The organism is Luteibacter sahnii (assembly GCF_034063545.1).
Taxonomy (GTDB): domain Bacteria; phylum Pseudomonadota; class Gammaproteobacteria; order Xanthomonadales; family Rhodanobacteraceae; genus Luteibacter; species Luteibacter sahnii.
The window spans coordinates 58101-70531 of sequence record NZ_JAQLOK010000001.1; the positions used below are offsets into that span (position 1 = coordinate 58101).

The window sequence follows — 12431 nt, forward strand, 5'->3', positions numbered from 1 at the left end:
GGATCAGGCCGCGCGGCCTTCGAGTTCGTCGACGAGGTTCTGTATTTCGGTGCCGCCGGCCATCATGTCCAGCACGGCCTCCTTGGAAATGTCGGCCTTGGCGAACGTGCCCATCGACTGGCCGCGGTTGAGCAGCGTGAAGCTGTCGGCGATGGGGTAGGCGTGGTGCACGTTGTGGGTGATGAAGATCACCGAGATGCCGCGCTCGCGTGCCTTGTGGATCAGCTTGAGTACGTTGCACGACTGCTTGACGCCCAGTGCCGCCGTCGGCTCGTCGAGGATCAGCACCTTGGCGCCGAAGTGGATCGCCCGCGCGATCGCCAGGCACTGGCGCTCGCCGCCGGACATCGTGCCCACGGCCTGGCCGGCATCGCGCACGAAGATACCCATCTCGGCCAGCTTCTCGCGGGCCGTGTCATTGGCGTACTTCATGTCGATGACGGGAATCACCCCGAACAGCTTGCGTCGCGGTTCGCGCCCGGCGAAGAAGTTGCGTGCCACGCTCATCAGGGGTACCAGGGCGAGATCCTGGTAGACCGTGGCGATGCCGCGGTCGAGCGCCTCGCGTGGCGAACGGAAGTACACGGGCTGGCCGTCGACGCGATACTGGCCGCTGCTGGGCGCGTGCACGCCGGCCAGCGTCTTGATGAGGGTGGACTTGCCCGCGCCGTTGTCGCCGAGCAGGCAGTGGACCTCGCCGCGCTTCAGGCGAAGGGTCACCCCCCGCAGCGCGATCACCGTGCCGAAATACTTGCTGACGTCGTCGAGTTCGAGGATGTAATCGTCGGCCATGGGGATGCTCACTTGCCGCTGGAGGCGCGGCTGCGGATGTAGTGGTTGAACAGCACCGCGATCAGCAGCATCCCGCCGAGGAACACGCGATACCAGTCCGAGTCGATGTTGGTGTACGAGATGCCGATCTGCACCACGCCGAAGATGACGGCGCCGAAGCAGGCGCCTATCACCGAGCCGAAACCGCCGGTGAGCAGCGTGCCGCCGATGACCACGGCGATGATCGCCTCGAACTCCTTCTGCAGGCCGCGGTCGGAGGCCGCCGAGCCGAATTCGGCCACCTGGAGCACGCCGAACAGGCAGGCGCAGAACGCGGTCAATACGAAGAGCGAGATCTTCACGCGGCGCACGGGCACGCCGACGTTCTTGGCCGCGTTGGCGTCGCCACCCACGGTGTAGATCCAGTTGCCGAAACGGGTACGGGCCAGGGTGAAGCCGCAGACCAGGGCGATCGCCGCCCACCAAAGCAGCACCTTGGGGATGCCGTCGACCACCGGTTGTCCGTTCGGGAAGCGATCGACGATGCCGTGGCCGGCGAGGAACACGAACAGGCCATGCAGCGTGGTGCCCGAGAACAGGGCCTGCACGAACGGCGCTTCGGTGAACTTGTCGCCCACGCCACTGACGATGGTGCTATTGGCGAACGTGGTGGACAGCACCAGGGTCAGGCCGCGCAGGATGAACATGAAGGCCAGCGTGACGATGAACGAGGGCAGCCTGGTGCGCACCACCAGGTACCCGTTCAGCGCCCCCAGCGCCATGCAGGCGGCGAAGGCGAACAGCACCGCCGCCCACAGCGGCCAGCCGAAGTACATCGGCGGGATGGCCACCGCGACGCCGGCGAAACCGATCATCGAGCCCATGGAGAGATCGAACTCGCCCGCGATCATCAACAGGCAGGCGCCCACGGCGAGGATGCCGAGGTAGCCGGCGACCTTGGCCCAGTTGATGATGCCGTCGAGGGCGAACATGCCCGAATCGCCGGCGAAGAAGCCGAAAAACGCGAACACGAGCACGGTGCCCGCGATGGAGCCCAGTTCGGGACGGTCGAGGAGAACCCGCCATGGAGAGATCTTCCGTACGCGTTCGTCCGCTTGCTGGCGCTGGATCATGTGGCTGACGCTCTGTTGGATGGCGCTCATGAGATGGTTTCCCGATCAGCGGTACTGGCCCGCGTACTTCTCGACGGTGGCGACGTTGTCCTTGGTGACGAAGGCCGGCCCGGAGCTGACGCCGGTGGCCGTATAGACGGGCTTGAGGTCGTACTGCTTCAGGCGGGCCTGGAACTTCGGGTTGGCCTTGAGAGCGGCGATGATCGTCGCGGGGTCTTTCGTCTTCTGCTCGTTGGCGATCACCAGGGCGGCGATGGCCATGTAGCCCTGCAGGTAGGGCTGCTGGTCGATGGCGTACTGGATGGTGCCCGACTTGATGCCGGCGATGATCGCGGGCGAGAGGTCGAAGGTGCCAAAGTAGATCGAGCCCTTCAGGTGCAGATCTTCCACCACCTTGATCGCCGGTTCGGCCGCGTTGGGACCGAGCGCGAGGATGGCCTCGGTCTTCGGGTGCGAACGCAGGTAGGCACTGAGCTTGCTCGATACCACCGTGGGGTCCATGCCGGTGTCGATCATCGAGGTCTGCCGCCAGTCCTTGATGCCCAGCGCGTCGGCGAAGCCCTGGCAGCGCTCGAACGACGCGTTGTTGGTGGCGTAGTGGTTCACGCAGACGAAGCTGTGCTTGCCGGCGGCCTTGGCGCGTTCACCCGCGGCCTTGCCGGCGTCGTATTCGCCCTGGCCGATGTGCATGATCGCGCCGAGCTTCTTGCTCTCCTCGGGGGTGCCCGAGTTGATGGTGACGATGGGGATGCCCTTGGCCGCGACCTTGGCGGCCGGAGCCTTCAGTACCGCGTAGCTGGCGATGTCGAAGGCCACGCCCTTGTAGTTGCGCGCGGCGGCCGATTCGAGCTGGCGGGCCATCTCGCTGAGGTCGCCGTTGCCCGAGCCGCGGTAGTCCACGGCCACGCCGTAGTCGTCGCCGGCCTGTTTGATGGCGTTCTTGATCGTGTTCCACCACGAGTCGGAATCGGCGGCGTGGGTGACCAGGACATAGCGGTCGCCGGCGGCGGCGCGCGCGGCGGGGGCGGCCAGCCCCAGACCCAGGGCAAGGGCGGCGGCCAGCGAGGCGAGGACGGTGGTGGATCGCATGAAGCCTCCAGGTGAGGATGTCGAACGCGATGGGGCCTTGCGGCCGGGATGGGCCAGAAGCGGGTCGAGCATGGCCCGCCGCCACGTCGGTTGCAATTTGCATTGCAGCATGGAAATAAATGGAAAAAATGTTCCATCGCTGGTTCAATGCCCGTCGTCCTGTCCCGACGGAGCCGCTCATGGCGCCCACCAGCGAAGCCGACGCGCTCATGCAGCGCATCGCCGACGAGTTCGAATCCCTGCCGCGCCAGCTCCAGGGCGTGGCGCGGTATCTCGAGCAGCACCGCGGTTCGATCATGCTGCAGCGGGTGGGCGAGATCGCCGAGGGCTCGGGGGTGCACGCGTCGGCCGTGGTCCGCTTCGCCCAGCGCTTCGGCTATTCGGGTTTCAGCGAGATGCAGGCGGTGTTCCGCGACGCGTGGACCGCGCAGGCCACGCCGGCGCGCAGCTACCAGCAGCGCATCCGCAACGTCATCGACCGCGCGGGCGAGATGCGCCCGGTGGAAATCGCCTCGCGCTTCATCGACGCCAGCCGCGCCGGCCTGGACGAACTGGCCGGCGAGCTGGATGAGGCCCGCTTCCAGAAAGCCGTGGAACTGCTCGCCGCTGCGGAGAACATCTACGTGATCGGCGTGCGCCGCTCGTTCGCGATCGCCACGTACATCGCTTATGCCCTGCAGCACACGCCCAAGCGCGTGCACCTGGTCAGCGGGCTCGGTGGCATGTATCGCGAGCAGCTGCGCAGCATGGGCAAGGGCGACGCGCTGATCGCGATCAGCTTTCCGCCGTTCGGCAAGGAAACCCTCTACGCCATGCGCGTGGCCCAGCAGCATCGCGCGAGCGTGCTGGCCATCACCGAGAGCGACCTGGGGCCGCTCTCGCGCCACGCGGATGTGCTGCTCAAGGTGAAAGAGGGCAGCGCGTTCGCCTTCCGTGGGCTCACCAGCACCATGTGCCTGTGCCAGGCGCTGTTCGTCGCGCTGGCCTACACGCTTGAACTGACCGTTGAAGAAACCGTTCCCCGAGGAGAATACGATGATTGAAGTTGCCGTTTTCGGTGCCGGTCGCATCGGCAAGATCCACGCGGCCAACGTGGCCCGCCATCCGCAGGCACGCCTGCGCTACGTGGTCGACGTGCATGGGCCTTCGGCGCAGGCCCTGGCCGACGCGCACGGCGCGACGGTCGCGGGCATCGACGAGGCGCTGAACGATCCGGCCGTCGGTGCCGTGGTGATCGGCTCCAGCACCGACACGCATGCGGACCTGATCCACCGCGCGGCGGCGGCGGGCAAAGCGATCTTCTGCGAAAAGCCGGTCGATCTCGACGTCGAGCGTGCGCGCGCCTGCCAGGCGGCGGTCGAGAAGGCCGGGGTCACCTGCATGATCGCGTTCCAGCGTCGCTTCGACCCCACCTTCTCGTCGCTGAAGAAACGCCTGGATGATGGCGAGATCGGTTCGCCCGAAGTGCTGGTGGTCACCAGCCGCGACCCGGGCGCGCCGCCGGTGAGCTATATCCAGAGTTCCGGCGGCATCTTCAAGGACATGCTGATCCACGACTTCGACATCTTCCGCTGGATCCTCGACGACGAGGCGGTGAGCGTGCACGCGGCCGGCAGCTGCCTGACCGATCCGGCCATCGCGGACGCGGGCGACATCGACACCACCGCCGTCACCATCCGCACACGCAAGGGCCGGCTCTGCCAGATCAACACCTCGCGGCGCGCGGCGTACGGGTATGACCAGCGCTTCGAGGTGCACGGCAGCCAGGGCATGCTCCAGGCCGGCAACGTCGCGCCGACCCAGGTGGTGTCGCACACCGCGGCGAACATCGCCCACGATCTGCCGGAACACTTCTTCCTGCAACGCTACCGCGACGCCTACGCCGCCGAGATCGCCCATTTCTTCGATGCGCTGACGGCGGGCACCCCGGTGCGCACGACGATCGCCGACGGCATCAAGGCGCTGGAACTGGCCGAGGCGGCGGCGCGGTCGTGGCGTGAAGGGCAGGCGGTGGCGGTGAGCATCTGAGGACGATGACATGAGCAAGCTTCGTATCGGGCTGGCCGGTCTGGGTCGCCTGGGGCAGCGGTATGCGATGAACCTGGCGCGCGCGGTACCGCGCGCCGAGCTGGTGGCGGCCTGCAGCCCGGTGGAGGCGGAGCGTGCGTGGGTGCGCGACACCCTCGGCTTGCCGGCGATCCACGAGCGGTACGAGGCGATGCTCGCCGATCCGGCCATCGATGCGGTGTTCCTGGTGACGCCGACGTCGCTGCATCCGGCGCAGATCGCCCAGGCCCTCGACGCAGGCAAGCATGTGTTCTGCGAGAAGCCGCTGTCGCTGGACCTGGACGAATGCCGTCGCGCGGCGGCCCATGCGGCCCGGTCGCACCGGCGCGCGATGGTGGGGTTCGTGCGCCGTTTCGACGAGAGCTATCGTGATGCGTTCCGGCATATCGAAGCGGGCGGCATCGGCCGGCCGTTCCTGGTGTATTCGCAGACGGCGGACCTCGCTGATCCCACGGGCGCGTTTCTCGCCTTCGCGCCGACCAGCGGCGGCATCTTCCTCGATTGCAGCGTTCACGACGTGGACCTCGCCCGTTGGCTGCTGGGCCGGCCGAAGGCGCTGAAGGTGTTCGCCTCCGGCACGGTGGCGATGTATCCGCCCCTGGAAGCGCTCGGCGACGTCGACAACGGTATCGCCATCGTCGAGTTCGAGGGCGGGCGCCGGGCGATGTTCCACGCCTCGCGCACGCAGGCGCACGGACACGACACGCACACCGACGTCACCGGTACGGCGGGCAAGCTCAGCATCGGGCGGAATCCCCGCGCCAACCGCGTCGAGATCGCCGATGCGGGTGGCGTGAGGAACACGGTGCTGCCGTCGTTCTACGAGCGGTTCGCACCGGCGTTCGTCGCGCAGGCGACGCATTTCGTCGATGCCGTGCTCGACGACACGCCGTTCGACCTGACGATGGAGGATGCGGTGGAAGCGACCCGAATCGCCGTCGCGATGCGGGAGTCGTTGCAAACCGGCCACCCCGTCGCTTTGTAGAACGCGGTGAACGGGGTAGTGGACCGAGTCCGCGAACCCTCAGGGTGGCAACGGGGCGAGTGACGCCGTCTCTGCCGCAGGTACGGGATAAAAAAGCCTTCATGCGGCGCGATGCCGCAGTGCAGCAGCCCTCCGGTATAATGCGTGGGTCATGTCGCTCCCATCCCTCGTCCCCCATCGCGGAAGGCGCTTCGCCATCACGGCACGCATCCTTTCGGCCGTCGTCTTCACCTTCGTCTGCTATCTCGGTATCGGCATCCCGCTCGCGGTACTGCCGGGCTTCGTCCATGGCGGCCTGGGTTACTCCACCGTGCTGGCGGGCCTCGCGGTCAGCGTGCAATACGCCGCCACGCTGCTGAGCCGACCGCACGCGGGGCGCATGGCCGATGCGATGGGGCCGAAGCGGGCGGTGGTCGCGGGGCTCATCGTGTTTGCCATCGCGGGGTTGTTCCTCGCCCTGGCCGCCCTCGTGCCGAAGACGCCGGTGCTTTCCCTGGCGCTGATTATCCTGAGTCGCTTCGGCCTGGGTTTCGCCGAAAGCTGGGTCGGCACCGGCTGCATCGCCTGGGGTATCGCGGGCATCGGCGGCGAACACACCGCGCGGGTGATTTCCTGGAACGGCATCGCCACCTACGGTGGCATCGCACTCGGCGCGCCGCTGGGCGTGACGCTCGCGGCGCACCACGGCTTCATCGCGCTGGGCGTGGTGACCTTCGCGCTTGGGGCGCTGGTGTTGCCGTTCGCGTTGTGGAAGCGGCACGTGCCGCCGACCCACGGCGAGCGCCTGTCGTTCCGTAGCGTGCTTTCGCGCGTGATGCCCTACGGTGCGGGCCTGGCGCTCGGCTCGATCGGTTTCGGTTCGCTGTCGACCTTCGTGGCGCTTTACTACGCCAGTCGCGGCTGGGACGGCGCCGCGATGTCGCTGTCGGTCTTCGGCGGCTGCTTCATCGGCATGCGGCTGGTGTTCGGCAACGCCATCGACCGTTTCGGCGGCTACCGCGTGGCCATCGCCTCACTGACCCTCGAATGCCTTGGTTTGCTCCTGCTCTGGCTGGGTGGCACGCCCGAACTCGCACTCGGCGGCGCGGCCCTCACCGGCGCGGGCTTCGCCCTGGTGTTTCCGTCGCTGGGCGTGGAAGCGGTCAGTCGGGTGAGCATGCACAATCGCGGCGCGGCACTGGGCGCCTATTCGGTGTTCCTCGACGTGGCGCTGGGTGTCACCGGCCCGCTCGGCGGGTGGGTGGCCGGTCGCTTCGACTACCCGGGCATCTTCTTGATGGCGGCCGTGGCCTCGATCGCGGGCGCGGTGCTGTCGGTATCGCTTTACCTGCGCTTCGGCCGGGCATAATGCCCGCCTGATCCATCACGAGCCCCTACCCGATGCCCTACGACCGCAGCTGGATGGACTATGGCCTGGCCGGCGCGCTCGAGGCCGGTGGCATCGCGCTCGTCGTCGGCATCCTGCTTTACCTGCTGGTGCGCGCCCTTTTCGGCAAGGGCGGCGGGTGGAGCCACGGCAAGGAGCTTGCCGTGGCCTACGTGCTCACCGTGATCGTGGCCGGCGGCCAGGACATCTGGAACCTGTTCTACTTCAACGTGGTGCCGATGCAGTCGCCCACCATGATCCGGCTCAAGCTCGCCACCGTGCACGACCCGGACGCGATCGGCCTCCGCGTGCTGTTCGAACTGCTGGGCGGCCTGCTGGGCGCGGCCATCGGCTGGGCCGTGTTCTCCGGCGGTTTCAAGCGGTTGATGGGCCACCTGCGGGGCGAGTGAACGCCCCGCGCCCTGGGGTGGCTCGCGTCAGCGCTTGTGGCGGAACATCCAGGTCCACAGGTCCGGTTCGGCGTAAGCGTTGATCCAAGAGCCGTGCCCCACGCCGGGGTATTCGGTGTACTTGACCTCATCGTGGCGCTTGGCCAGTTCGGCATGCATGCGTCGCGACTGCTCGGTGGGCACCGAGGTGTCGTCGCTGCCGTGGAAGATCCACACGGGCAGCTTGCCGATCGCCTTCGCCGTCCAGGCGAACGCGTCGGCGCCGTCCGGCACCCCGTGCACGTAAAGCTGGCGCTCGTCCGACAACGGGGTGACGCCGCCGCATACGATCGCCGCGGCCGCGAAGGTGTTCGGGTGGGTGGCGGCCAGCTGCCACGCGCCGTAGCCGCCCATCGACAGGCCGGTGAGGTAGAGGCGGTGACGGTCACCGTGGAATTCCGTCACCGCCTGCTCGAGTGCGGCCATCGCCATGTCGACGTTCTGGCGGTCGGTCCATTCCTGGTCGTCGGGCACCTGCGGCACGACCACCACGGCGGGGAAATCGGGATGGTCCTCGAGCCAGTGCGGCAAGCCCTGGGTCAGCTGCTGGCGGTTGTCCGAGCCGCGCTCGCCGCTGCCATGCAGGAACAGCACGACCGCCGGATGGCCTTCGAGGCTGGCCGGGACGAATACCTGGTAGTGGTAGCTCTTGCCGTGCACGGTGACGTCGCGTGCGACGAAACCCGATGTCGCGGCGAGCGAGGTGCCGGTCATGGCGGTGGCGGCGAGAAAGGCGAGCGTACGCAGCATCGGCGGATTCCTGGAAGGTCGGGTCGCAGTCATAGCACGGGATCGAACAGGCGGGCCACGTGCAGGGCCACGCGCGAGAGATAAGGCAGGCGGCGGTAGTCGTTGGGATTGATCTCGTCGCTGCGGGCGAAGTCGGCGGTGAGCATGGCCTCGACCTCGCTCGCGAACGTCGCATCGACGTTGACCGCGGCGATCTCGAAATTCAGGCGGAAACTGCGGTTGTCCAGATTCATGCTGCCGACCACGGCGGTGTCGTCGTCGATCAGCATCACCTTCTGGTGCGTGAAGCCGTCGTGGAAACGGAACATGCGGATGCCCGCCACGGTGGCCTCGTGCGCATAGAGCGTGGAAGCCATGAACACCGTGCGGTGGTCGGGCCGGTCGGGGATCAGGATGCGCACGTCCACGCCGCGGAACACCGCCAGCCGCAGCGCGCCGAACACCGCGGCGTCGGGCACGAAGTAAGGCGTGGTGATCCACAGGCGTTTCGTCGCGGCGGTGATCGCCTGGGTGAAGAACAGCGAGCAGCTTTCCTGGCGGTCGGCGGGGCCGGTGGCGACGATCATGCTGGCGGCGCGGCCGCACCGATCCAGCGGCGCCAGCGATGGCGGCCGTTCACCCGTGACCCAGTACCAGTCTTCGGCGAAGGCGCGCTGCAGGTCGGCCACGGCCGGGCCCTCGATGCCCAGGTGCGTGTCCCGCCACGGCGAGAGCGCGGGGTCGGCGCCGAGGTATTCGTCGCCCGCGTTGAGGCCCCCGACGAAGCCGTGCGTACCGTCCACCACCAGCACCTTGCGATGGTTGCGGAAGTTGAGCTGGAAGCGGTTGCGCCAGCGCCGCGTGGCGAACGGACGGGCTTCGACGCCGCCGTCGCGCAGGCGCTCGACGAAGCGGTCGGGCAGGGCGTGGCTGCCGATGCCGTCGTAGAGCAGGCACACCCGCACGCCCGCGGCGGCGCGTTCGAGCAGCGCGTCGCGCAGGCGCCCGCCGAGGGTGTCGTCGTGGATGATGAAGAACTGCACGAGCACGTAATGCTCCGCGCGCGCGATCGCCGCCAGCATGGCGTCGAACGCGGCATGCCCGTCGACCAGCAGGGTGAGCGCGTGGCCGCCGTGCATGGCGGTCTTGAGCATGCGGCCGATGGGCGCGTAGCGCGGGTCGTCGACCGTTTCGGGGGTGAGCACCGCCGCGCCTTGCGGCGGCTGGCTGGCTTCGTCGTGCAGCATGAAGAACCGGGCCTGGCGTTGCCGGTGAAGGTCGACGTAACCGCGGAAGTGGCTCGAGCCCAGGAAAAGGTAGGGCACCAGCGAGAGATAGGGCAGGAACACCAGGCCCAGCGACCAGGCGAAGGCGCCCTGGGACGTGCGCGTGTGCATCACCGCGTGCATCGCGGCGAAGATGCCGGCGACGTGGAATCCCACCGCGGCGAGGGCGATCATCGAGAGGATCACGTGGCACAGGCTCCGATCTTCGTTTTTACGGCAACAGTGTTTGTCGCGGAGAGACGTTTTTGCGGGCGGACCGGGGCGGGAAAATACGCGGCATCCGTTTTCGTCGAGCCTATCCTATGAGTCCGTCGTCGTTCCGTCTGCCCCTGCTGGCATTGGCGGTGGCCGCCTTCGCCATCGGCACCACCGAGTTCGTGATCATGGGCCTGCTGCCGGAGGTGGCGGCCGACCTGCGCGTGAGCATCCCCTCGGCGGGCATGCTGGTGTCCGGCTATGCCCTGGGCGTGGCCGTGGGCGCGCCGTTGCTGGCCGCGCTCACCGCGCGGATCGAGCGCAAGCGCGCGCTGCTCCTGCTTCTGGGCCTGTTCATCGTGGGCAACCTGCTCTGCGCCATCGCCCCCACCTACGGCGTGCTGATGGTCGCCCGCGTCGTCGCGGCGTTCTGCCATGGCTCCTTCTTCGGCATCGGCGCGGTGGTGGCGGCCCACCTCGTGCCGCCGGGCCAGCGGGCCCGCGCCATCGCGCTGATGTTCACCGGCCTGACGCTCGCGAACGTACTCGGCGTGCCGTTCGGCACCTTTCTCGGCCAGTGGGCGGGCTGGCGCGCGACGTTCTGGGCGGTGACCGGCCTGGGCGTGCTGGCCGGGCTCGCCGTGATGCGCTTCGTGCCCGCCCTGCCGAACCTGCGCGCCCCGGACATGCGACGCGAGTTGCGCGTGCTGCGCGAGCCGCAGGCGCTGATCGCGCTGGGCATGACCGTGCTGGGCTTCGGCGGCGTGTTCACCGTATTCACCTACATCGCTCCCATCCTCCAGACGCAGTCGCACGTGAGTCCGCAGTGGACCGGCGCGGTGCTGGTGCTGTTTGGCGTGGGCACCACGCTGGGCAACCTGCTCGGCGGGCGCCTGGCCGACTGGCGCCTGATGCCGTCGCTCATGGGGATCCTCGTGGCGCTGGCGGCGTTGATGGCGCTGTTCGCCTGGACGATGCACGACACCGTCGCGGCGATCGCCACCGTGTTCGTCTGGGGCATCGCTTCGTTCGCCACGGTCGCGCCGTTGCAGTCGCGCGTGGTACACGTGGCCGGCGACGCGCCGAACCTCGCCTCCACCCTGAACATCGCCGCGTTCAACCTCGGCAACGCGGGCGGCGCGTGGCTCGGCGGCGTGGTGATCGCCGCGGGCCTCGGCCTGCCGGCGGTGAGCCTGGCCGGCGCCGCGGTGACCGTGGCGGGCCTGCTCGCTACCGTCGCCAGCGTGGCGCTCGAGCGCCGTTCCCCCGTATCCCTTCCCTCGCACGCCTGACCGGAGACACCCATGAAAGCCGTCGTCCACGTTCCCTCCCATCCCGCCGACGACCCGCGCAGCCTCGCCGATGCCACGTGGCCCGACCCGACCCCCGGTCCGCGCGACCTGCTGGTGCGGGTGGATGCGATATCGGTCAACCCGGTGGATACCAAGATCCGCCAGCGCAAGGCGGCTGGCGAGACCCGGAGCGTGCTGGGCTGGGATGCGGCGGGCAAGGTACTCGCGGTCGGTGCCGAGGTGAGCCGCTTCAAGCCCGGCGATAGCGTGTGGTACGCGGGCGAGCTCGAACGGCCCGGCGCCAACGCGGAGCGGCAGGTCGTGGACGAGCGCCTCGTCGGTCGCAAGCCGTCGACGCTGGGCATGGCCGAGGCCGCGGCCATGCCGCTCACGGCGATCACCGCATGGGAGCTGATGTTCCAGCGCATGGGGATTCCCTTCGGCACGCAAGGGCGCCCCGGCACCTTGCTGGTGGTGGGTGCGGCCGGCGGCGTGGGCTCGATCGCGGTGCAGCTGGCGCGCAAGCTCACCGGCCTGACCGTCATCGGCACCGCCTCGCGCGAGTCGACCCGCCAGTGGGTGACCGACATGGGCGCGCATCACGTGGTGGATCATTCGCGGCCGCTCGATGCCGAGGTTCGCGCCGTGGCCCCGGACGGCGTCGATTACGTGCTGTCCCTCACGCGCACCGAGCAACACTTCGCCGCGCTCGTCGACGTGCTCAAGCCGCAGGGCAAGCTCGGCCTGATCGACGATCCGGACGATTCGATCGACATCCGCCTGCTCAAGCGCAAGAGCCTCTCGTTGCACTGGGAGTTCATGTACACACGATCGATGTTCCGCACGGAAGACATGGGCGAGCAAGGCCGCATCCTCGACGAGGTGGCGAACCTGGTGGACGCGGGCGTCGTGCGCACGACCCTGCGCGAGCACCTGGGCACGATCGACGCGGCTCACCTGTGGCGTGCGCACCAGGCGCTGGAAAGCGGCCGTACCATCGGCAAGGTCGTGCTCGAAGGGTTCTGACCCGGCGGACATCCCGTCGCACCGGCGGCGCCGGTGCGACGCG

At 68.3% G+C, this 12431-nt stretch carries 12 protein-coding genes; 7 read left to right on the plus strand and 5 right to left on the minus strand.

Features of this window, described 5'->3' with window-relative positions; translation table 11 throughout:
- Positions 1-3: 3 nt before the first annotated feature.
- The 3 genes from PI246_RS00260 to PI246_RS00270 are packed head-to-tail and all read right to left on the minus strand — an operon-like array spanning position 4 to position 2993.
- Positions 4-792, minus strand: a complete 789-nt coding sequence (locus tag PI246_RS00260) for an ATP-binding cassette domain-containing protein (RefSeq protein WP_320549282.1) — start codon at positions 790-792, stop codon at positions 4-6.
- 8 nt (positions 793-800) lie between these two features.
- On the minus strand, positions 801-1934 hold the full coding sequence (locus tag PI246_RS00265) for an ABC transporter permease (protein WP_320549283.1): 1134 nt from the start codon (positions 1932-1934) through the stop codon (positions 801-803).
- A 15-nt stretch (positions 1935-1949) separates the two neighbouring features.
- Positions 1950-2993 (minus strand): sugar ABC transporter substrate-binding protein, encoded by a 1044-nt coding sequence (locus PI246_RS00270; RefSeq protein ID WP_320549284.1) that lies wholly within the window; start codon positions 2991-2993, stop codon positions 1950-1952.
- Between the two features lie 179 nt (positions 2994-3172).
- Between PI246_RS00270 and PI246_RS00275 the strand changes: the two genes are divergently transcribed.
- The 5 genes from PI246_RS00275 (at position 3173) to PI246_RS00295 (ending at position 7821) form a co-directional block, all read left to right on the plus strand.
- The gene (locus PI246_RS00275) at positions 3173-4036 is read left to right on the plus strand and encodes a MurR/RpiR family transcriptional regulator (protein ID WP_320549285.1); all 864 of its coding nucleotides are present in this window, start codon (positions 3173-3175) and stop codon (positions 4034-4036) included.
- Entirely contained in the window at positions 4029-5021 is a 993-nt protein-coding gene (iolG, locus tag PI246_RS00280) for an inositol 2-dehydrogenase (protein ID WP_320549286.1), read from the plus strand. The genes PI246_RS00275 and iolG overlap by 8 nt, the downstream gene beginning before the upstream one ends.
- Before the next feature lie 10 nt (positions 5022-5031).
- Positions 5032-6045 (plus strand): Gfo/Idh/MocA family oxidoreductase, encoded by a 1014-nt coding sequence (locus PI246_RS00285; protein WP_320549287.1) that lies wholly within the window; start codon positions 5032-5034, stop codon positions 6043-6045.
- Between the two features lie 151 nt (positions 6046-6196).
- Complete coding sequence (locus PI246_RS00290) at positions 6197-7393, plus strand: MFS transporter (protein ID WP_320549288.1); 1197 nt, start codon at positions 6197-6199, stop codon at positions 7391-7393.
- A gap of 32 nt (positions 7394-7425) precedes the next feature.
- Positions 7426-7821 (plus strand): hypothetical protein, encoded by a 396-nt coding sequence (locus PI246_RS00295; protein WP_320549289.1) that lies wholly within the window; start codon positions 7426-7428, stop codon positions 7819-7821.
- Between the two features lie 27 nt (positions 7822-7848).
- On the opposite strand, the gene PI246_RS00300 is transcribed toward PI246_RS00295, so the two are convergent.
- Positions 7849-8610 carry a carboxylesterase family protein gene (locus PI246_RS00300; protein ID WP_320549290.1) on the minus strand — a complete coding sequence of 254 codons (762 nt, stop codon included), beginning with the start codon at positions 8608-8610 and terminating at the stop codon, positions 7849-7851.
- 29 nt (positions 8611-8639) lie between these two features.
- Entirely contained in the window at positions 8640-10061 is a 1422-nt protein-coding gene (gene cls, locus PI246_RS00305) for a cardiolipin synthase (RefSeq protein ID WP_320549291.1), read from the minus strand.
- A gap of 116 nt (positions 10062-10177) precedes the next feature.
- Between cls and PI246_RS00310 the strand changes: the two genes are divergently transcribed.
- Entirely contained in the window at positions 10178-11362 is a 1185-nt protein-coding gene (locus PI246_RS00310; RefSeq protein ID WP_320549292.1) for an MFS transporter, read from the plus strand.
- 12 nt (positions 11363-11374) lie between these two features.
- Positions 11375-12388 (plus strand): zinc-binding alcohol dehydrogenase family protein, encoded by a 1014-nt coding sequence (locus PI246_RS00315; protein ID WP_320549293.1) that lies wholly within the window; start codon positions 11375-11377, stop codon positions 12386-12388.
- The last annotated feature ends 43 nt before the right edge of the window (positions 12389-12431 follow it).

Bases quoted from the DNA above. Each gene is read 5' to 3' on its own strand.
- PI246_RS00315 (WP_320549293.1), top strand. From the start codon at position 11,375: ATGAAAGCCGTCGTCCACGTTCCCTCCCATCCCGCCGACGACCCGCGC.
- PI246_RS00295 (WP_320549289.1), top strand. From the start codon at position 7,426: ATGCCCTACGACCGCAGCTGGATGGACTATGGCCTGGCCGGCGCGCTC.
- PI246_RS00275 (WP_320549285.1), top strand. From the start codon at position 3,173: ATGGCGCCCACCAGCGAAGCCGACGCGCTCATGCAGCGCATCGCCGAC.
- iolG (WP_320549286.1), top strand. From the start codon at position 4,029: ATGATTGAAGTTGCCGTTTTCGGTGCCGGTCGCATCGGCAAGATCCAC.
- PI246_RS00285 (WP_320549287.1), top strand. From the start codon at position 5,032: ATGAGCAAGCTTCGTATCGGGCTGGCCGGTCTGGGTCGCCTGGGGCAG.
- PI246_RS00300 (WP_320549290.1), bottom strand. From the start codon at position 8,610: ATGCTGCGTACGCTCGCCTTTCTCGCCGCCACCGCCATGACCGGCACC.
- PI246_RS00270 (WP_320549284.1), bottom strand. From the start codon at position 2,993: ATGCGATCCACCACCGTCCTCGCCTCGCTGGCCGCCGCCCTTGCCCTG.
- PI246_RS00290 (WP_320549288.1), top strand. From the start codon at position 6,197: ATGTCGCTCCCATCCCTCGTCCCCCATCGCGGAAGGCGCTTCGCCATC.
- PI246_RS00310 (WP_320549292.1), top strand. From the start codon at position 10,178: ATGAGTCCGTCGTCGTTCCGTCTGCCCCTGCTGGCATTGGCGGTGGCC.
- PI246_RS00265 (WP_320549283.1), bottom strand. From the start codon at position 1,934: ATGAGCGCCATCCAACAGAGCGTCAGCCACATGATCCAGCGCCAGCAA.
- PI246_RS00260 (WP_320549282.1), bottom strand. From the start codon at position 792: ATGGCCGACGATTACATCCTCGAACTCGACGACGTCAGCAAGTATTTC.